16 protein-coding genes are annotated in these 18,764 nt (G+C 70.6%); 6 read left to right on the forward strand and 10 right to left on the reverse strand.

Features of this window, described 5'->3' with window-relative positions; all coding sequences use genetic code 11:
- Positions 1-14 precede the first annotated feature (14 nt).
- Together ACTWNK_RS16900 and ACTWNK_RS16905 are read right to left on the reverse strand one after the other, a co-directional pair.
- Entirely contained in the window at positions 15-467 is a 453-nt protein-coding gene (locus ACTWNK_RS16900) for a septum formation family protein (RefSeq protein ID WP_474304934.1), read from the reverse strand.
- A 35-nt stretch (positions 468-502) separates the two neighbouring features.
- Positions 503-871, reverse strand: coding sequence for an STAS domain-containing protein (locus ACTWNK_RS16905; protein WP_474304935.1), 369 nt, complete (start codon positions 869-871; stop codon positions 503-505).
- Between the two features lie 197 nt (positions 872-1,068).
- On the opposite strand from ACTWNK_RS16905, the gene ACTWNK_RS16910 reads away from it, so the two are divergent.
- Positions 1,069-1,575, forward strand: coding sequence for an HAD domain-containing protein (locus tag ACTWNK_RS16910; protein WP_474304936.1), 507 nt, complete (start codon positions 1,069-1,071; stop codon positions 1,573-1,575).
- Between the two features lie 7 nt (positions 1,576-1,582).
- On the opposite strand, the gene ACTWNK_RS16915 is transcribed toward ACTWNK_RS16910, so the two are convergent.
- From ACTWNK_RS16915 to ACTWNK_RS16940, 6 genes are all read right to left on the reverse strand, one after another.
- Positions 1,583-2,434: a DUF72 domain-containing protein gene (locus ACTWNK_RS16915; RefSeq protein ID WP_474304937.1), complete on the reverse strand. Its 852-nt coding sequence runs from the start codon at positions 2,432-2,434 to the stop codon at positions 1,583-1,585.
- Between the two features lie 25 nt (positions 2,435-2,459).
- Positions 2,460-3,563: an FAD-dependent oxidoreductase gene (locus ACTWNK_RS16920; RefSeq protein WP_474304938.1), complete on the reverse strand. Its 1,104-nt coding sequence runs from the start codon at positions 3,561-3,563 to the stop codon at positions 2,460-2,462.
- 31 nt (positions 3,564-3,594) lie between these two features.
- Positions 3,595-4,935, reverse strand: a complete 1,341-nt coding sequence (locus ACTWNK_RS16925) for a cation:proton antiporter (RefSeq protein ID WP_474304939.1) — start codon at positions 4,933-4,935, stop codon at positions 3,595-3,597.
- A 130-nt stretch (positions 4,936-5,065) separates the two neighbouring features.
- Positions 5,066-5,617: a flavin reductase family protein gene (locus tag ACTWNK_RS16930; protein ID WP_474304940.1), complete on the reverse strand. Its 552-nt coding sequence runs from the start codon at positions 5,615-5,617 to the stop codon at positions 5,066-5,068.
- 10 nt (positions 5,618-5,627) lie between these two features.
- Positions 5,628-7,247: a tryptophan halogenase family protein gene (locus ACTWNK_RS16935; protein WP_474304941.1), complete on the reverse strand. Its 1,620-nt coding sequence runs from the start codon at positions 7,245-7,247 to the stop codon at positions 5,628-5,630.
- 626 nt (positions 7,248-7,873) lie between these two features.
- On the reverse strand, positions 7,874-8,698 hold the full coding sequence (locus tag ACTWNK_RS16940) for a polysaccharide deacetylase family protein (RefSeq protein WP_474304942.1): 825 nt from the start codon (positions 8,696-8,698) through the stop codon (positions 7,874-7,876).
- Between the two features lie 215 nt (positions 8,699-8,913).
- Between ACTWNK_RS16940 and ACTWNK_RS16945 the strand changes: the two genes are divergently transcribed.
- Positions 8,914-9,339, forward strand: coding sequence for an NUDIX domain-containing protein (locus tag ACTWNK_RS16945; protein WP_474304943.1), 426 nt, complete (start codon positions 8,914-8,916; stop codon positions 9,337-9,339).
- A gap of 25 nt (positions 9,340-9,364) precedes the next feature.
- Here the strand turns inward: ACTWNK_RS16945 and ACTWNK_RS16950 are convergent, their stop codons facing one another.
- Together ACTWNK_RS16950 and ACTWNK_RS16955 are read right to left on the reverse strand one after the other, a co-directional pair.
- On the reverse strand, positions 9,365-9,664 hold the full coding sequence (locus ACTWNK_RS16950; RefSeq protein ID WP_474304944.1) for a hypothetical protein: 300 nt from the start codon (positions 9,662-9,664) through the stop codon (positions 9,365-9,367).
- A 95-nt stretch (positions 9,665-9,759) separates the two neighbouring features.
- Positions 9,760-10,401, reverse strand: coding sequence for an alpha/beta hydrolase (locus tag ACTWNK_RS16955; RefSeq protein WP_474304945.1), 642 nt, complete (start codon positions 10,399-10,401; stop codon positions 9,760-9,762).
- Positions 10,402-10,721: 320 nt separating this feature from the next.
- On the opposite strand from ACTWNK_RS16955, the gene ACTWNK_RS16960 reads away from it, so the two are divergent.
- From ACTWNK_RS16960 to ACTWNK_RS16975, 4 genes are all read left to right on the forward strand, one after another.
- Positions 10,722-14,993, forward strand: coding sequence for a HAMP domain-containing protein (locus ACTWNK_RS16960; protein ID WP_474310933.1), 4,272 nt, complete (start codon positions 10,722-10,724; stop codon positions 14,991-14,993).
- Entirely contained in the window at positions 14,990-17,323 is a 2,334-nt protein-coding gene (locus ACTWNK_RS16965; RefSeq protein WP_474304946.1) for a SpoIIE family protein phosphatase, read from the forward strand. Before ACTWNK_RS16960 ends, ACTWNK_RS16965 begins: the two co-directional genes overlap by 4 nt.
- Before the next feature lie 140 nt (positions 17,324-17,463).
- On the forward strand, positions 17,464-18,213 hold the full coding sequence (gene pcaH, locus ACTWNK_RS16970) for a protocatechuate 3,4-dioxygenase subunit beta (RefSeq protein ID WP_474304947.1): 750 nt from the start codon (positions 17,464-17,466) through the stop codon (positions 18,211-18,213).
- A complete protein-coding gene (locus ACTWNK_RS16975) occupies positions 18,210-18,698 on the forward strand; it encodes a peptidase associated/transthyretin-like domain-containing protein (RefSeq protein ID WP_474304948.1) in 489 nt (162 codons plus the stop codon). The genes pcaH and ACTWNK_RS16975 overlap by 4 nt, the downstream gene beginning before the upstream one ends.
- Positions 18,699-18,764 lie beyond the last annotated feature (66 nt).

An 18,764-nucleotide genomic window follows, 5' to 3' on the forward strand; every position in this document is an offset into this window, starting at 1 on the left:
GGAGTCGCCCAGCCCTACTCCAGCACGTGTCCCGTCAGCCTGCCGCCGTCCTTCGTCGACGTGGCCACGCAGTACGCGGTGCGATCGGCGGGCCAGTCGCTCTCCTGCGGGGTGAAGACCTGCACGCCGACCGAGGCGTCGAACTCGCTCCTGACCAGGACGCGCTTGTGGCAGCCCGATGTGGCCCTGCCGTGCACCTCGTCGAGACCGGGCCACGGCTCGTCGGCCAGCGTCCACGACCCGGCGAACTCGAACACGTGCGGTTTCGCGCACGGCACCAGGGGAGCCGTGCCGGCCGCGCCCATGACGTCGAAGCAGTCGCCGGGTTTGAGCGGCGAGGCGGGGGCCGGGGCGGGAGCGGCCTGGCCCTTGGCCCCGGTCAGTCCGGCCAGCGCCGAGCAGCCGGTGGCCAGCAGGCAGGCGCCGAGCGCCAGCGCGATGATGGAACGCGGAGTCGTCCGGATCACAGAGGCGACGTTCGCACCCCCAGATCACGATGACGTCACACGGGCGGCGGCGTCAGCTGTGGAGCCGACCCCAGGGCCTCCTGCATCGTGTCGTGCAGCGGAAGATGGGCGGCCAGCCCGGTGATCTGCAACATGCGCGCGGGCACCGGCGCGGGCGCGGCGAAGGCGAGCGCCGCATGCTCGGCGCCGAGCCTGGTGTGCACGGCCAGCAGGGTCGCCAGCCCGGTGGAGTCGAGGAACTCCAGCTCGGACAGGTCGACGACGGTCAGCGGCGCGGGGGCGCAGGCGTAGTCGCGCAACCATTCCTGTACGGCCTGCGCGGTCGTCCAGGTCAGCTCGCCCGCAGGCCGGACGATCATGACATCGCCCTCCCTGCTCGTCACCAGCCGTAGCCCGGCGCTCATCGTCGACCCCTCTCCGGCCCTTCGCCCCACGCGGCGGGCCGAGCCGTTGCCCCCCACTGTGCCCTATGTCAGGCGCTCACGCTGGGCGAAGAGCTGCTTGGACGGCGATTCGGGTGCGATGTCATCGCGGGAGGCGCCTCCGGCGTCAGACAGGGACAAGGTGTGATCAAGCCCGCAGTACATCGCTTAGGGGACGTATGCCCGCACATTCCCAGGCGCCGTTGGTCCTGCTCGACGTCGACGGCGTGCTCAACCCCTGGTACCGGCCGGGCCCCGCATGGGAACGGCACGAGGCCGTGGCCGACGGCGTCGCCTACGAGGTGATGCTCAATCCCGGGCACGGCCCCGCCCTGCTCGACCTCGCCTGCCGTACCGGCGCCGAGCTGGTGTGGGCCACCACGTGGGAGCATCACGCCAATCGCGAGATCGGGCCGAGGATCGGCCTGCCCGAACTGCCGGTCATCCAGGTGCGCGACGGCGGGGACGGCGCGGGCTTCCGCGTGCACGCCAAGACGCCCGCCGTGGCAGCGTGGGTGGCGGGACGTCCTTTCGTGTGGTTCGACGACGAACTCGACCGGGGCGATCGGCTCTTCTTCAGGGCGCACGGCAATGTGGGCGCGTTCAACGTCATCGACGTCGGCCCGCGCAAGGGCCTGACCGCCCGGCACCTCCGCCTGGCCGAGCAGTGGCTCAACGCCCTGTGACCCGGCCCTAGAACAGCGTGAGCGGCTCGACCGGCGCCGGTTCGGGCAGCGGCGCGAGGGCGGGCACCACGGCGCGCACGTCGTCGTGGAAGCGGCGGGCGAGCACCAGGGCCTCGGCATTGTCGGGCGTGTGCACGAACACGGTGGGGGAGCGGCCCTCGCGCAGCCAGGCGGCCGTCACCTCCACCCAGTGCCGCCAGCCCTCGACCGTGAGATCGACGGAGTCGCGCCCGAGGTAGCGCACGATCGGCCTGCCGGTCAGCGCCTTCGACCGGCGTGGAACCCTCGGCTTCTTGGTCCAGGCCTCGCGCTCGGCGTCGCTGGTGGGCGGGCTGCGGAACAGGGTCACCGTGTCGAACGGCACCCATTCCGCGTCATAGGCGGAAAGCACCCGCTCCAACTGGCGTTCGGCGCGCTCGTCGGAGAAGAAGGCCTGGTGGCGTACCTCGACCGCGTAACGGTGCTCGCGCGGCAGCCGGTGCAGGAACGCCGCGAGCACCCCGAGATCACCGGGACCGAACGAGCCGGGCAGCTGCACCCACAGCGCGTGCGTGCGCGGCCCGAGCGGCTCGACCGCGTCGAGGAAGGCGGCGAGCTCCTCCTCCGCGCCGCTCATCCGCCGCTCGTGCGTGATCGTCTTGGGCAGTTTGACCACGAAACGGAAGTCGGGCGAGGTCTGCTCGGCCCACGCCTGCACGGTGGCGCGCGCGGGCGTCGCATAGAAGGTCGTGTTGCCCTCCACCGCGTCGCACCAGCTCGCATAGGCGCGCAGCCGCTCCTTGGGCGCGAGCGGGTGCGGCAGGAGACGCCCCTGCCACGGCGTGTGCGTCCACATCGCACATCCCACATGAAGCCGCATGATCCCGACGCTACCGCCTCGCGGCTCAGGCGTGGGCGTCGAGCCCGTAGTCGGCCGGGGCCCGGCCCTCGCCCGTCACCAGGTCGCGCAGGTAGAGGCCGACCAGCGGCACGAACTTGAAGCCCTGCCCGCAGAACCCGGCGGCCACACTGACCGGCCCACGCCTGTCGATGACGAACGTGCCGCTCGGCGTGTTGTCGTACAGGCAGCTGATCGGCGTGGAGGCGTCGGCGTCCAGGCCGGGGAACCATCGTCTGACGTAGTCGACGAGCGCGGCGTCCGCGACCGGTTCGGGGGTGCGGTCGCGGTGGTCGGGGTCGACGACGGGCCCGGTGCCGTGCAGGCCGACCTTCACCCCCGAGCCGTGCTCCAGCAGGCCGTACGCGCCGCCCTCCCAGTGCACGAAGCTCGGCCAGGCGTGGTCGCGCTCGCGTGGGGCGAAGAAGCGGGGCTGCTCCTGCGTCGTCTCGATCGGCGGCAGCGCCATCGTGCCCGCCAGCAGCTTCGGCGCCCACGGCCCCGCCGTGACGACCACCTGCCGAGCCTGTACGGCGCCGCCGGGTGTGTCGAGCTCGACCAGCCCGTCGCCCGTGCCGTCGCCCTCGCGCAGCACACGCAACGCGGTCACGGGAGAGCGCGGCCTGAACTCGGCGCCGTGCGAGCGGGCCGAACGCTGCAACGCGGCGACCGCCCGATCGGCCAGCAGCCGCCCCGAGCCCGGCTGGTACAGCACGGGCGTCTCGAACCGCATGCCCGGCCACCGCACGGCGGCCTCGTCCGGGTCGAGCACCTCGTGGGCGATCTCGTGCCGGGAGAACAGCAGCCGGAACCGCTCGACCGCCTCCTGGCCGACGCCGTGGTCGAGGCCGCCGGTGCGCTCCAGCAGCCGCTCGCCGCTCTCCCGTTCGAGCTCGGCCCACAGCAGCCCGGCCCGGTGCGCCCGCAGCAGGTAGTCCTCGTCGTCGGCCGAGAGCCGGAACAGCCTGCTGCCGCCGTGCGAGCCGCCGTTGGCATGGCCGAGCTCGAAGGCGTCGAAGGCGACGACCGAGCGCCCCGCCCCCGCCAGCGCCCGGCTCGCGGCCGACCCCATCGCCCCTGCTCCGACCACGGCGACATCGAACGTCTCCACAGGCATGTCCTCCTCGTACGGCGGTGCGCGATCAGACGGGGACCGGCTCCCTGGGCGGCCCTTCGGCCTGCTCAGGAGCGGGCGCGCCGGGTGCGTCGGGGGTGACCGGCATGGCCAGACGGTACAACGGCACGGCGGCCATCGAGGTGATCAGGGCCACCAGGACCAGCATCGAGAACACGGTCTGCGAGATCATGCCCTGGGCCAGCCCGATGTTGATGAAGATGAGGATCATCATGCCCCTGGCGTTCATCAGCCCGCCGAAGGCGTAGGACTCACGCCAGCTGAAGCCGATCGAGCGCATCGCCAGCGAGCACCCGAAGTACTTCCCGACGAACCCGGCCCCGAGAATCAGCAGGAACGGCCCGATCATCGCCCATCCGGCCAGGCCGTTGAGCTGGGTGTTCAGCCCGGAGAAGGTGAAGAAGATGGGCAGCAGCAGCACGCAGACGACATCCATCATGCGGCTCTGCAGCGCCTCGCGGAACTTGGGCGTGCGCGGCATGGCCAGGCCGGCGATGAAACCGCCGAACACCGAGTAGATGCCGATGGAGTCGGTGAAGTACCCGGCCAGCAGCACGATGCCGAGCACGACGTAGAACTGGTCGAACCCGAAGTGCCCGGTGCGCTCGACCCGCTCGCCCATCGGCCGCAGCAGCCTGGACACGACGGTCAGCATGAACACCGCGAACACGACGGTCAGCCCCAGCGTCCACAGCGACTGACTGGCGTCGGCGCCCGCGTGCAGCGCCGACAGCACGGCCAGGAAGCACCAGGCGGCGGCGTCGTCGAGCGAGGCGGCCAGCAGGGTGAGCCTGCCGACCTTGGTGTTCTCCAGCCTGCGCTCGAACAGGATGCGGGCCAGCATCGGGAAGGCGGTGATCGACAGTGCCCCGCCGATGAACAGGCTGAACTCGAACGGCGACACCTCCCGCAGCGACAACTGCTCGTACAGCAGATAGGCGACGCCCGCGCCGAGCACCAGCGGCAGCGAGATGCCCGACACGGCCAGCACGACGGCGTTCCTGGCGTTGTTCTTGCCGCCGCCGCTGAAGCCGTGCTCGAGCCCGGCGCCGACCAGGAACATGAAGACGGTCAGCCCGATCGTGCTCAGCACGTACAGGAAGGACTTCACATCGGGGGCGAAGAGCGCCTGCTGCGTCTCGGGGAAGACCGCCCCGAACAGCGTCGGGCCGAGCAGGATTCCGGCGACCATCTCGCCGAGCACGCGCGGCTGGCGCAGCAGGATGGCGATCCGGCCGCAGACGGCCGAGGCGACGAGGATGACGACGATCGCGGGCAGGATCCGCAGGACGAGTTCGAGGTTCTTGTCCGGCCCCATCGCCAGATAGGCGGTGGCGGTGGCTTGCATGGGTCGCTCCCGTTGAGCGGAGGGCGCGCGGGGCGGGGGGACGCCGAGGGCACGCGCCGATGGGCGTGGGACGTCGGAAGGGGAAAGGCGACCGGCAGGCGCCCGCCGGGGAGTGGAGGCGGGCGGCTGCTCAGGCCGTCGGCGAGACAGGCTCGCTTCGCGCGTAGGCGTGGGTGGAGTAGGCGTGGCTCTCGCGGACGAAGTCCTCACGCCACGAGGCGTAGCGCCGCATGCCGTACAGGAGGGGAAGGCGGTCGCTCGCGGAGGTGCGCGTCACTCTGCCGAGCACCACGGTGTGGTCGCCCACGTCCATGGTGGTGGCGATCTCGCACTCGGCCATGGCGGCCGAGCTGTCACCGAGCCAGGGCAGGCCGGACGGGGAACGTTCCCAGCCCACCGCGGCGAATCTGTCGATGTGCCGTGCGGCGAACAGTTCGGCCACCCAGCGCGCGTCGGCGTTCAGCAGGTTCACTGCGAACGCGCCGCTCTCGCGCGCCGCCGCCACGGTCTGGCTGTCGGTGCGCAGGCACACGAGGAGCGTGGGCGGGTCCACGCACACGCTCGTCAGCGATGAGCAGGTCATGCCCACCGGTACGCCCTGCGCGTCGTTGGCGGTGATCACAGCCACCCCCGCGGGAAAGCGGCTCATCAGTTCCCTGAAGCCCGCTCCCGCGGAGGTCATGTGGGCAGGCTCACTTGCCATGGAAATCGCGGAGCCATTCATAGGTTGTCGGCAGCGTCGCCAGCAGTTCGTTCTGCCTTTGCGCGACCGAGGCGAAGAGTTCGTCTGCCGTCTCACCCTTGTCGCCGCCGTACGCGAGTGCCGCGATGGGACGCTCTGCCTGCATTCCCATGCCGGTGAAGATGCAGTAGTAACTGCCGTTGGTCCAGAAGTTGCGGAATTCCGCCTCGAAATTCCCGTAGTACGTCGACTCGTCGGTCACCGGGAGGTTGATCGGAATTCCGGCGCGGTACATCTCGGCCTTCTCCTTGATGTCGTCCGCGAGGTGGAGTTCCTTGTTCGCACGCCAGAACTCGGTGTCCACGCGGGGGGAGAAGTAGAAATGCGCCTGCAGGAAGTCGCGCGACTCGTCGAACATCGCGGCGATTTCCTTGTTGAAACGCTCGGCATAGACCGGATTGAAGTCGCGGTCCGGGAAGTGCTTGGCGAGCTGGTAGATCGCGGCCGTGGTGAAGTACAGGCCGGTCGACTCCAGGGGCTCGAGGAAGCAGGAGGAAAGGCCGATGCTGACGACATTGTTGACCCAGGCCCGCCTGTTGCGGCCGACCCTGAACCTGATCTTGTTGAACTGGCCTTCGGGGTCCAGGCCCCACAGGTTGCAGAACTCCTGCAGCGCCTCGTCCTGTGAGGCGAACTGGCTGGAGTAGACATATCCGGAGCCGAACCTGCCGAGCATCGGGATCTTCCAGGTCCAGCCCGAGCTCATCGCGATCGAGGAGGTGTTGGGCTCGATGCCGTACTTCTCGTCGTCGTGCGGCACCGCGGTGGCGATGGCGCTGTCGCACAGCAGGTGGTCGCTGTTGTCGAGGAAGGGCTCCTCCATCACCTTGTTGATGAGCGCGCCGCGGAAGCCGGAGCAGTCGACGAACAGGTCGCCCTCGATGATCCGGCCGGCCTTGGTGCGCAGCGAGACGACGAAGCCGCGCTCGTCGCGCGTGACGTCGACCATCTCGTCCTGCACGTGCTCGACCTGCTGGTTCTCGGTCGCGAAGCGGCGCAGGAAGTCGGCCACCAGGTTCGCGTCGAAGTGCCAGGCGTATCTGGTCGCGCGGGTGCCGTCCAGGAAGCGCGGGGAGAGCTTGGCGTCCATCAGCGGAGGCTCGACGAAACAGCTGTAGTCGAACGGCTCGTCGGTCACACCGCGCAGCACGCGGTCGGACCAGTGGTGGGTGATCGGCACCGAGCCGTCCTGCGGCAGGATGCCGAACGGGTGGTAGAAGTGGTCGGGCCTGCCGTCGACCAGGCGAGGCGTGGGGCTGCCGACGCCGGGGGTGCGCCAGTTGACGAACTTCACCGCCGTCTTGAAGCTCGCGTTGCACTCGCGCATCCACTCGTCCTCGGGGATGCCCAGGTAGTCGAAGAACACCTTCTGCAGGTTCGGCACCGTGGCCTCGCCGACACCGATCCTGGGGATCGCGGGCGCCTCGAGAACAGTGACCTTGGCAATTCCCTCAAGTGCTTTCCCGAGATATGCGGCCGTCATCCAACCGGCCGTACCGCCTCCGAGAACGACGACATGCCGAACATTTTCAGACACTTGTGCCACGTCCTTTAACTCTCCCCTCTTCATTTCTCGTGAATTCTGGGAGATATCGCATGCGATCCGAACAGATGAAGACAGTCTCTGGCAAGGGCTTCAGTCGTGTCAAGAGATGAGAAAGGTGGAGATATGCCGAATCGGCATGGTCGCCGGCCGTAGCAAAATAAATACGCCTGCCCATTGTTTCCGGGCAGGCGTCGTCGTCCCTCCGTGCTGTCGCGTTTAATTTCCGAAGGACTCGGGGGGTGGGCGAATAGCGTCATCATTCGCCGATGAATTAATGAATTCCGTTGGCGGGATGCGCAGAGCCTGAATCGTTGAAACGAACTCGGGCGGCCGTGCCTGCCCCTGTTCGGAAGGAATGCGCGTGTTCGCGCGGACGGCCGTACGGGCGCGACGCCCATGGGACGGCCGGTTGTCGTGGCGGGCCGTGCGTGCTCGGCTCACCTCACGTGGTCGTCAGCCTGATAGGCCGCTCCTTCGTCTCGCCGGGTGAAAGCCATGGGAAAGATGTGCCGGCTTCGGTGCGTCCTTCGTCTGCCGGGCCCGGACGCGTGGCCCTTCGTTCCCCCGGCCCCCGGCCGCGCGTGGCGGCCGGGGGCTTCGTACTGGTTAGTGCTTGTTCGTACTGGTTCGTAGCGGTGGGGTGTGCCGGATCAGCAGGCGCCCAGATCGGCCCACACCCACCAGGCGGTGGACGGGTTCTCCAGCTGCGTCCACCAGCGGGCCTGGTAGACGTGACCGCCGCGCGAGACCCGCTTGCCCTCGGTGTAGACGCCGTGCGTGCGCCAGTCGGGCGCGGTGCACGCCGGCGGGTACGGTCCACCCGTCACCGCGGGCAGGTCGAACGTCCAGCCCGCCTGCTTCCACTGCGGGATGACCTGCTCGTAGGCCGCCAGCGTGGGCGCGCGGTAGCCGCCGCCGTCGTGCGAGAGCGCCACGGCCCTGGGGAAGATCTGCGTGGTGAGCCGCTGGACGAGCACCTCGGCGGGCGAGCCGTCCCAGTCGGCCGGGTCCATCGACCAGGCCAGGGCGCTCATGCCGAGAGAGGCGGCGATCTGCGGGGTGTTGCCCCAGCCCGCGTACGGCGCCCTGAAGTACCTGATCGGCAGGTTCGGGTCGCCTGCCGCGGTGCGGATCGCCTGGTTGGTCGCGGTCAGGTCGGCGGTGATCGCCTCGTCGCTCCAGGCGGGCAGCCAGTCGTGGTTGAAGGAGTGGTTGCACACCGCGTGCCCGTCGGCGACGATCGCGCGCACCAGCTCGGGATGGGCCTGGGCCTGGCTGCCGAGAAGGCAGAACGTCGCCCTGATCTGCTGGGTGCGCAGGAGGCCGAGGATCTTCGGCGTCCATTCGGGTGAGGGGCCGTCGTCGAAGGTGAGGGCGACGTTCTGGCCGGTGCCCCGGGTGCCGTACACGATCTCGCCGGTGGGTCCGTCGGCGTAGGCGGGGCCGCAGACGGCCAGGAGAAGCGAGGTGACCACGCCTAAGAGGAGCGCGCGCAATCGCATGGGGGGCCTTTCGAAGGGGGGAATCGAAGCGCCTTACTGGAAACCTTCTTTACCATATGGGTGATCGTCAGCACAGGCCCAACATGTTTGCGCAGGTCAGAGCATGGCCTCGCGCGATTGGTCTAGACGTATTTGCGTTCGCGGCCGAGAGGGGTTCCGATTCGCGTGCCCTGTGGCATGATCAAGACGTGATCGACGCGGAGACCGGCTGGTACTTCATGCACGCCTCGGTCAAGGGTGTGGTCGTCTCGGACGGCCGGGTGCTGCTGTGCCGCAATCCGCGCGGCACGTGGGAGCTGCCCGGCGGCTGGCCCTCGAAGGAGGACGACACGCTCGCCGACGTGGTGCGGCGTGAGGTGCTGGAGGAGAGCGGCCTGCGCGTGGCCGTCGGCCCGGTCGTCGGGGCCGAGATCTTCGCCATCGCGGGCGGGAAGGTGCTGGTGGTGGCCTTGCTGGCGAGCGTCGATGGCGGCGGCGAGACGGCCGCGCTGCGCGTCAGTGACGAGCACAGCGCACTGGCGTTCTTCCCCGTCGGCGACCTGCCTGACGACCTGGAGGCCGGCTACGCCCCGCTGATCGCCGCCGCCGTCGACGCCGAACGCCCGCCTGCCTGAACGGCGGACGGGCGCTCGCCGGGGTTCAGCAGGTGTCGGCGCCGTCGAACGTCCTGACGCCTCTGGCGACCCTGCTGCTGATCGTCCAGCCGGGTCTGACCGACTGGCACGACCCGTCCGTGCCGTGCGCCCAGACGATCTTGAGGTTCAGCGACGAGTCGCAGTCGTTGCGGGCGTAGCCGGTCTTGGTGATCCTGCCGATGTTCTCCCACACCGTGACGCACGACGGGGCGTTGCCCATCGGGGCGGCGGAGGCCGGTGCCGGAAGGGCGAGCATGCCCGCCGCCAGGACGAGTGCCGCTCCCAGGCTGTGTGCAGTGCGCATGACCTGCTGCTTCCTTTCGATCGAAGGCTGGATGCTCTCGATTGGTAGTCGCGTGACTACCCTGCGTCAAGAGGTCGTGCCGGGGTGCGGGACGGCTACAGCGTGGCGCGGGGCAGACCGGTGGCCGCCCGGGCGAAGGCGTCGGCGACCGGACGGTAGGCGCACTCGCCCGTCAGGACGTACGCGGTCGCGGCGGCGGCCACGCGGTGCCACAGCCCGGCCCGCCTGAGCATCGCGTGATCGCCGCCTGCGATCTCCAGCGTGGCCGCGCCGGGCAGCCGGTCGGCATAGGCCCAGGTGTCGGCCGGATCGGTGACCCGGTCGCGGTCGCCGTGCGCCAGCAGCACCCTGCGGCCCGGCGGCGCCAGGACGGGCTCGCCGCGCGGCAACCACGGCGCCAGGGCGACCACACCCGCGACCAGCGGATGCCCGGCGCAGCGCAGAGCCGCCCTGGCCCCCATCGAATGCCCGACGAGCGCCACCGGCACCTCGCCGCACGTCGAGCCGATCTCGTCGAGCCAGCCGTGCAGATCGGCCACGGGGGAGGCCGCGTCGCCGTTCCATCCGCGCACGCCGAACAGCGGCCTGCGCACCGCGAGGCCCGCCACCTTCGCCCTGCGCAGCGCCACGGCCAGCGGGGCCATGCGCAGGACCGCGAGCTGGGCGGGGCCGGCCGGCTCGGTGCTCCTGGCTCTGCCGCCGTGCAGGAGGAGGGCTATGGATGTGGGTCGGCTCACGTCGACTGCTTCCCTTCCCGTGCGAACTGCTCGTCTGTCCCTTCGGAGCCGGAGACCGGCCGGATGCCGAAACAGAGGCGGATTTTTCCGTCGGCCCGAGGGTTTCACAGGGGTAGCCTGGGGCACTGCGGGCGTCCTCCGCTCCCACCCGGCCCGCATGCCCTGCGCCGACGGTGGCGGGGGCGGGTCGTCCCTGGTGGCACGGCATCCGCGAAGGCTCGGCGAGTGGGTCGCACCCGCCGGCCGCAGGCAAGCAGTGCCGGAAGGCAGATCGGCCGCCGTGACGGTGCGGCCGGCGACGAGGTGGAGCGAGGGTGACCATGGGCGAGGCGACGGGTGGCGCGCGTGCGGGAGCGGTCCGGCCGGAAGGCGGCGGCGAGCCCGAGCTCAGGCAGCTGCTCGCCGGTCTGACCGCCGTCAGGGACGGCGACTTCGGCACCCGCCTGCCCGACGACGCCGACGGCCTGCTGGGCGAGATCGCCTCGGTGTTCAACGGCATGGTCGACCAGCTGTCCCTGGTGACCTCCGAGGTCACGCGCGTGGCCCGCGAGGTCGGCACCGACGGCAGGCTCGGCGGCCAGGGCGAGGTGCCCGGCGTCTCGGGCACGTGGAAGGACCTCACCGAGTCGGTCAACGCCATGGCGGGCAACCTGACCGACCAGGTGCGCAGCATCGCCGAGGTCACCACCGCCGTGGCCAGGGGCGACCTGTCGCAGAAGATCACCGTCGACGCCCGCGGCGAGATCCTGGAGCTGAAGAACACCGTCAACACGATGGTCGACCAGCTGTCCTCCTTCGCCGACGAGGTGACCCGCGTGGCCCGCGAGGTCGGCACCGAGGGCCAGCTCGGCGGCCAGGCCGATGTGAAGGGCGTCGCCGGGACCTGGCGCGACCTCACCGACTCGGTCAACTACATGGCGGGCAACCTCACCGACCAGGTGCGCAACATCTCCCAGGTGGCCACTGCCGTGGCGCGCGGCGACCTGTCGCAGAAGATCACCGTCTCGGCCCGCGGCGAGATCCTGGAGCTGAAGAACACCCTCAACACGATGGTCGACCAGCTGAGCTCCTTCGCCGCCGAGGTCACACGGGTGGCCCGCGAGGTCGGCACCGACGGCAGGCTGGGCGGCCAGGCCGACGTCAAGGGCGTCTCGGGCACGTGGAAGGACCTCACCGAGTCGGTCAACGTCATGGCCGACAACCTCACCGCCCAGGTCCGCAGCATCGCCGAGGTCACCACCGCCGTCGCCAAGGGCGACCTGTCGCAGAAGATCAGGGTCGACGCCCGAGGCGAGATCGCCGAGCTGAAGGAGACCATCAACACGATGGTCGACCAGCTGTCCGCCTTCGCCGACGAGGTGACCCGGGTGGCCCGCGAGGTCGGCACCGAGGGCCAGCTGGGCGGGCAGGCCACCGTACGCGGTGTGTCGGGCACCTGGAAGGACCTCACCGACAACGTCAACTTCATGGCCTCCAACCTGACCAACCAGGTCCGCAGCATCGCCCAGGTGGCGACGGCCGTGGCCAAGGGCGACCTGTCGCAGAAGATCATCGTCGAGGCCAAGGGCGAGGTCGCCGCCCTCGCCCAGACCATCAACACGATGGTCGACACGCTGAGCGCGTTCGCCGACGAGGTGACCCGCGTGGCCCGCGAGGTCGGCACCGAGGGCCAGCTGGGCGGCCAGGCCAGGGTGCCCAACGTGGCGGGCACCTGGAAGGACCTCACCGACAACGTCAACTCCATGGCCGACAACCTGACCAACCAGGTCCGCAGCATCGCCCAGGTCACCACCGCCGTGGCCAGGGGCGACCTGACCCGCAAGATCGACGTCGACGCCCGGGGCGAGATCCTGGAGCTGAAGACCACCATCAACACGATGGTCGACCAGCTGAGCTCCTTCGCCGCCGAGGTCACACGGGTGGCCCGCGAGGTCGGCAGCGAGGGCAGGCTGGGCGGCCAGGCCGAGGTCGAGGGCGTCTCCGGCACCTGGAAGCGCCTCACCGAGAACGTCAACGAGCTCGCGGGCAACCTCACCCGCCAGGTACGCGCCATCGCCGAGGTCACCAGCGCCGTCACCTCGGGCGACCTGACCCGCTCCATCACCGTCGACGCCTCCGGCGAGGTCGCCGAGCTCAAGGACAACATCAACTCGATGGTGAAGTCCCTGCGCGAGACCACCAGCGCCAACGAGGAGCAGGACTGGCTCAAGTCGAACCTGGCCAGGATCTCCGGCCTCATGCAGGGCCACCGCGACCTGGCCACCGTGGCCGAACTGGTGATGAACGAACTCGTGCCGCTCGTCTCCGCCCAGTTCGGCGCCTTCTTCCTGGCCGAGGACGGCGCCAGCGGCCTGGAGCTCGACCTCATCAGCGCCTACGGCTACCCGGTGGGCGAGGCGGCCACCCGGTTCAAGCTGGGGCAGTCGCTGGTCGGGCAGGCGGCCAGGACGCGCCGCACGATCGCGATGGACCGCATACCGCCCGGCTACGTCACGATCTCGTCGGGCCTGGGGCAGACCGAGCCCGTCGCGCTCATGGTGCTGCCGATCGTGGTGGAGGACCAGGTGCTCGGCGTGATCGAGCTGGCCTCGCTCTACTCCTTCACGCCCGTGCACCACGCCTTCCTCGAACAGCTCATGGAGACGATCGGCGTCAACGTCAACACCATCGTCGCCAACGCCCGCACCGACGAGCTGCTGGTGGAGTCGCAGCGCCTGACGGCCGAGCTGCAGACCCGCTCGGAGGAGCTGCAGAACCAGCAGGTCGAGCTGCGGCGCTCCAACGACGAGCTGGAGGAGAAGGCGGCGCTGCTCGTCCTGCAGAACCGCGACATCGAGACGAAGAACCTGGAGATCGAGCAGGCCAGGCAGGAGCTGGAGGACCGCGCCCAGCAGCTCTCGCTCGCCTCCAAGTACAAGAGCGAGTTCCTGGCCAATATGAGCCACGAGCTGCGCACGCCGCTCAACTCGCTGCTCATCCTGGCCCAGCTGCTGGCCCAGAACCACACGCGCAACCTCACCGCCAAGCAGGTCGAGTACGCCAGCGTCATCCACTCGGCGGGCTCGGACCTGCTGCAGCTCATCAACGACATCCTCGACCTGTCCAAGGTCGAGGCCGGCAAGATGGACATCAACCCCGAACGCGTCGCCCTGCGCCAGCTGCTGGACTACGTCGAGGCGACGTTCCGCCCGATGACCACGCAGAAGAGCCTGGAGTTCCACATCACCACGGCGACCGGCGTGGCCACCGACCTGCTGACCGACGACTCCCGCCTGCGCCAGGTCCTGCGCAACCTGCTGTCCAACGCGGTGAAGTTCACCGAGACCGGAAGCGTCGAACTCCGCATCGAGCCCGCGTCGGCCGCCGAACTGCCCGCCATGGTCAGGCCGTACGGCTCGGCCATCGCGTTGCGGGTCGTCGACACCGGCATCGGGATCGCCGAGCAGCAGCTGGAGACCATCTTCGGCGCCTTCCAGCAGGCCGACGGCACCACCAGCCGCAAGTACGGCGGGACCGGGCTCGGCCTGTCGATCAGCCGTGAGATCGCCTACCTGCTCGGCGGAGCGATCACCGCCACCAGCACGCCGGGCGTCGGCAGTACGTTCACGCTGTTCATGCCGGTCGCCAGGCCCGACTTCACCGAGCTGCCCGCCGACCAGGCGGCGGCGCTCGCACCGGCCGGGGGCGGGCCCGAGCCCGACGTCGTCACCGCCTCCGCGCCACCGCCCCAGCAGCAACGCAGGCTCCTGGTCATCGAGGAGCGCCCGCGCGGGCTGCTCTCGCTGGTGGCCGAGAGCGTGCTGACCGACCTGGACGGCCGCGACGCCGTCAATCCGCGGGCCGCGGTCGAGGTGGTCACCGCGGCCGGGGCACAGGAGGCGGCCACCACCCTGGCCGCCCAGGCCTTCCACTGCATCGTGCTCGACCTGGACCTGCCGCAACGGGCCTCGTTCGGCCTGCTGGAGGCCATCGACGGCGACCCCGCCCTGCACGGCGTGCCGGTGCTGGCCTACAACAACTGGCGGATGGAGCCGATCGAGGAGCGCGCCCTGCTCTCGCGCGCCGACTCCCAGCCTCTGGAGCTGCTCTCCAGCCTCGACGAGCTGCGCGAGCGCATCGCCCTGCACCTGACGGCCGACCAGCCGGGCGACGTGCTGCCCCTGGTGCGGCCGGACAAGAGCGGCCAGCCGGCCAGCTCGCGCGAGGTGGACGGCACCCTGGCCGGGCGTACGGTCCTGGTGGTCGACGACGACACCCGCAACCTGTTCGCCCTGACCTCCATCCTGGAGATCCACGGCATGCAGGTGCTGCACGCCGAGGACGGCCGCAGGGGCATCGACACGCTCACCGCGCATCCGGAGATCGACATCGTGCTGATGGACGTGATGATGCCGGAGATGGACGGCTACGCGGCGACCTCGGCCATCAGGGCGATGGACCGCTACGCCGACCTGCCGATCATCGCGGTCACCGCCAAGGCCATGCCGGGCGACCAGGAGAAGAGCCTGGCATCGGGCGCCAGCGCCTATGTCACCAAGCCGGTCGACTCCGACCATCTGCTCGGCCTCATCCAGCACTGGCTGGCCTCATGAGCGACGCCTCGCACCTGAGCCGCCTTGCGGCCACCATCGGCAGGCTGCGTGAGGAGATCCAGCGCGCGCAGGTCGCCGCCGACGGCCGGGCGCTGATCGAGCTGGCCAAGGGCATCCTGGTCGAACGGCTGCACTGCGGCCCGGCCCAGGCGGCGCACCAGCTCGCCACCCTGGCCGAGCAGGCGGGCCTGTCACAGATCGAGCTGGCGGCCGACCTGATCAACCAGGCGGCGCACGACCGGCTCAGCGACGCCGCACGCGACTTCCTGCACCGGACGGGCACCCAGGCGACCGAGGCGGAGGCGGAGGCCGACGCCGTCTCGGTGGCGTTGCGGCTGCGCGCGGCCGAGAGCGGTGCGCTCGGCGCCGACGACAGCCAGCGGGTCGCCGACTCGCTGCTCGAACACGCGCTGGCGCCGCTCGGCGCGACGACAGTCGCCATCTGGGCGGCGGGTACGGACGCCTCGCTCAGCCTGGCCGGTTATGCCGGCCACAGCGCCGAGGAGGCCAGGCGCTGGCGTTACGTGCCGCCCGGTGTGGCCACACCCGCCAGGCGTGCGCTGGTCGAGCGGGTTCCGGTGTGGTTCGGCGACCTGTCGGCCGCCGGGCTGCCGTCGATCGGCCATCGGCTCCATGCCAATGGCGGCAGGGTGGCCGTACCGGCGGGCACGGGCGGGCGCATACTCGGCGTGCTGGAGATCGGCTGGCCGCAGCCGCTCGCGCCGCAGTCGCGCCAGATCCAGCGGCAGGTCGAGGCGCTGGCCGAGCTCTGCGCGCACACGCTGGAGGCGCCCGGCTGTCCCAAGGGCGGCGAGGCGGGCGTGTCGGAGCTGGTCGACCTGGCCGACGGTCTCGCCGACCCGGCCCTCGTGCTCAGCCCGCACCTGGACCAGGCCGGACGGCTCACCGACTTCCGTGTGCGTCACACCAATCCGGCGTTCGCCGACCCGCTCGGCCGTCCGCGCAGCTCGGTCACCGGGACGCTGCTGCTGGAGGCCTACCCGATGGCGGCGGGCGACCACGGCCTGTTCGAGAAGGTCGAGCACGTCCACGCCACCGGCGAGCCGTACCGCACCGACAGGCTGACGCTCACCGCGCTCATCGACCAGGTGCCGCTGACCAGCGTCGCGGGTGTGAGCATCACCCGGCACGGCGACTGCGTCCTGCTCATCTGGCGTCCGCAGGACGAGACGCTGCGCCTGGCCAGCCTGCTGCAGCACGCCCAGCGCCTGGGCCGCATCGGCGGCTTCGAGGAGGTGCTGCAGACCGGCGACATCACATGGAACTCCCAGCTCTACGACCTGTACGGCCTGGAGCCCGGCGAGGGGCCGGTGCCGCTGGAGCGCCTGGGCGAGCACGCCCATCCCGACGACGCCGTGGCCATCGGCAGGTTCCTGCGCACGGTGCTGCACCAGCGCCGGGCCGCGGCCATCGCCTTCCGGCTGCAGCGGCCAGACGGCGTCGCCAGGCACATCCGCGTGGTCGCCGAGCCGGTCTTCGACGCCGACGGCCGGATGCCCGCCGTCCGGGGGGCCTACCAGGACATCTCCGCCCAGCACTGGACCGAGGTGGCGCTGGCCGCCACCCGCGACCAACTGGCCCACAGCGAGCAGCAGGCGGCCGAGCAGAACCGGCTCACCCTGCAGCTCCAGCACGCGATCATGCCGAAGGGCACGGGCCCGATCGAGGCGTTCGGCCTCAACATCGCCGTGCGCTACCGGCCCGCCGAGACCGACTCGCTCGTCGGCGGCGACTGGTACGACACCGTCATCCTGCCCACCAAGCAGATCCTGCTGTCGGTCGGCGACGTGGCCGGCCACGGCATCGAGGCGGCGACCGGCATGGTCATCCTGCGCAACGCCCTGCGTGGCCTGGCCGCGACCGGCGCCGGGCCCGCCCAGCTGCTGACCTGGCTCAACCTGGTCGCGCACCATCTGGCCGACAACCTCACCGGCACCGCGATCGTGGGGCTCTACGACCCCGAGACCCGGGTGCTGCGCTGGGCCAGGGCCGGGCACCTGCCGCCGATCCTGGTACGCGGGGGCGAGGCGGCCGAGCTGTCGATGATCGGCGGCCTGCTGCTCGGGGCGGTCGCCGAGACCGACTACGAGGAGGGCAGGGTGCAGCTGGAGGCCGACGACATCCTGTTCATGTACACCGACGGGCTGATCGAACGCCGTGACACCACGCTGCAGCACGCCCAGGAGCAGCTGCTGGCCGCGATCTCGCGCTCGGACTTCTCCCTTGAGCACCGCCTGGACCACCTGCTGACCCACAGCAGCTCCGACACCGACGACGACACCTGCCTCATCGCCGTGGAGGTCCGCTGACCGCCGCTCGTCCCGATGCTTGAAGCGACGCCTGATTTCGGCGAGACTCTCCCGTATTCCGGCGGGAGGGGGCGGCGCACATCCTCCGGCGGGCCGTGCATCGACCGGCTCGCCGTACCGCACGCGCTCGAAGGACGGACATGACCACGCTCGACGGGCTGCCCGCGCAGGGCGACATCAGCGCCGAGATCGCCGCCGCGCCCGGCGCTCAAGGCCCGCATCCCTCCCGCGACTTCCCCGCCTACCGCAGCAGCCGGTTGCGCCACCCCAGGCGCCCGCTCGTCGCCGTACGCGACCCCGAAGCGGCCGAGCTGACCGGCCCCGCGTTCGGCCCCTCCCACGTGAGCGACCTCGACCACGACCTCACCAGGCAGCACGCGGGCGAGCCGATCGGCGAGCGGATCAGGGTGGCCGGACGCGTGCTCGACCGGCGAGGGCATCCGGTACGGGGGCAGCTCGTCGAGGTGTGGCAGGCCAACGCCGCCGGTCGATACGCCCACGACCGCGACACCCACGCCGCCCCGCTCGACCCGAACTTCACCGGGGCCGGGCGCTGCCTGACCGGCGAGGACGGCTCGTACGCGTTCGTCACCGTCAAGCCCGGCGCCTATCCCTGGCGCAACCACGTCAACGCCTGGCGGCCCGCGCACATCCACTTCTCGCTGTTCGGCACGGCGCTGACCCAGCGGCTGGTCACGCAGATGTACTTCCCCGGCGACCCGCTCATGCCCTACGACCCGATCCTGGCCTCGGTCACCGACCCGGCGGCCAGGGCCAGGCTGGTCGCCGCCTACGTGCACGAGTCGTCGATGCCTGAATGGTCGCTCGGGTACCGGTGGGACATCGTGCTGGACGGGCCGCTGGCCACGTGGACGGAGGCGGGCGGGTGAGCGGCGCGACGCCTTCGCAGACGGTCGGGCCGTTCTTCGGCTTCGCCCTGCCCTACCCCGGCGGCGACGACATCGCACCGCTGGGCGATCCCGGCGCCGTGGTGGTACGCGGCCGGGTGCTCGACGGCGAGGGCGCGGCGATTCCCGACGCGCTGCTGGAGTTCTGGGACGAGGACTCGGGCTTCGGCCGGGTGGCGACCGACGCCGAGGGGCGTTACGCCCTGCGGGTGCTGCCGCCTCGCGGGCGTGCCTATCTGGCGGTCGTCGTCTTCGCCAGGGGGCTGCTGCACCACCTGTACACGCGCGTGTACCTGAGCGATCCCGGCGAGCGCGATCCGCTGCTGGCCGCGCTGGCCGCCGAGCCCGCGCGCAGGGCCACGCTGTTCGCCGCGCCGGACGGGCCCGGGGTACGCAGGTTCGACGTGCGGGTGCAGTACGACGGAGTGCATGAGGAGACGGTTTTCCTTGAGTTCGGCTTCGAATAGTTCGGCTTCCCCGAGTCCGGCTTCCCCGAGTCCGGCTGACGAGGGCCTGCTGACGCCCGGCGTCGC

The organism is Nonomuraea sp. IBHARD001 (genome assembly GCF_056106265.1).

Coding starts and splice junctions, on each gene's coding strand:
- ACTWNK_RS16910 (WP_474304936.1), top strand. CDS start 1,069: ATGCCCGCACATTCCCAGGCGCCGTTGGTCCTGCTCGACGTCGACGGC.
- ACTWNK_RS16905 (WP_474304935.1), bottom strand. CDS start 871: ATGAGCGCCGGGCTACGGCTGGTGACGAGCAGGGAGGGCGATGTCATG.
- ACTWNK_RS16925 (WP_474304939.1), bottom strand. CDS start 4,935: ATGCAAGCCACCGCCACCGCCTATCTGGCGATGGGGCCGGACAAGAAC.
- ACTWNK_RS16960 (WP_474310933.1), top strand. CDS start 10,722: ATGGGCGAGGCGACGGGTGGCGCGCGTGCGGGAGCGGTCCGGCCGGAA.
- ACTWNK_RS16915 (WP_474304937.1), bottom strand. CDS start 2,434: ATGCGGCTTCATGTGGGATGTGCGATGTGGACGCACACGCCGTGGCAG.
- ACTWNK_RS16935 (WP_474304941.1), bottom strand. CDS start 7,247: ATGAAGAGGGGAGAGTTAAAGGACGTGGCACAAGTGTCTGAAAATGTT.
- ACTWNK_RS16950 (WP_474304944.1), bottom strand. CDS start 9,664: ATGCGCACTGCACACAGCCTGGGAGCGGCACTCGTCCTGGCGGCGGGC.
- ACTWNK_RS16965 (WP_474304946.1), top strand. CDS start 14,990: ATGAGCGACGCCTCGCACCTGAGCCGCCTTGCGGCCACCATCGGCAGG.
- ACTWNK_RS16930 (WP_474304940.1), bottom strand. CDS start 5,617: ATGACCTCCGCGGGAGCGGGCTTCAGGGAACTGATGAGCCGCTTTCCC.
- pcaH (WP_474304947.1), top strand. CDS start 17,464: ATGACCACGCTCGACGGGCTGCCCGCGCAGGGCGACATCAGCGCCGAG.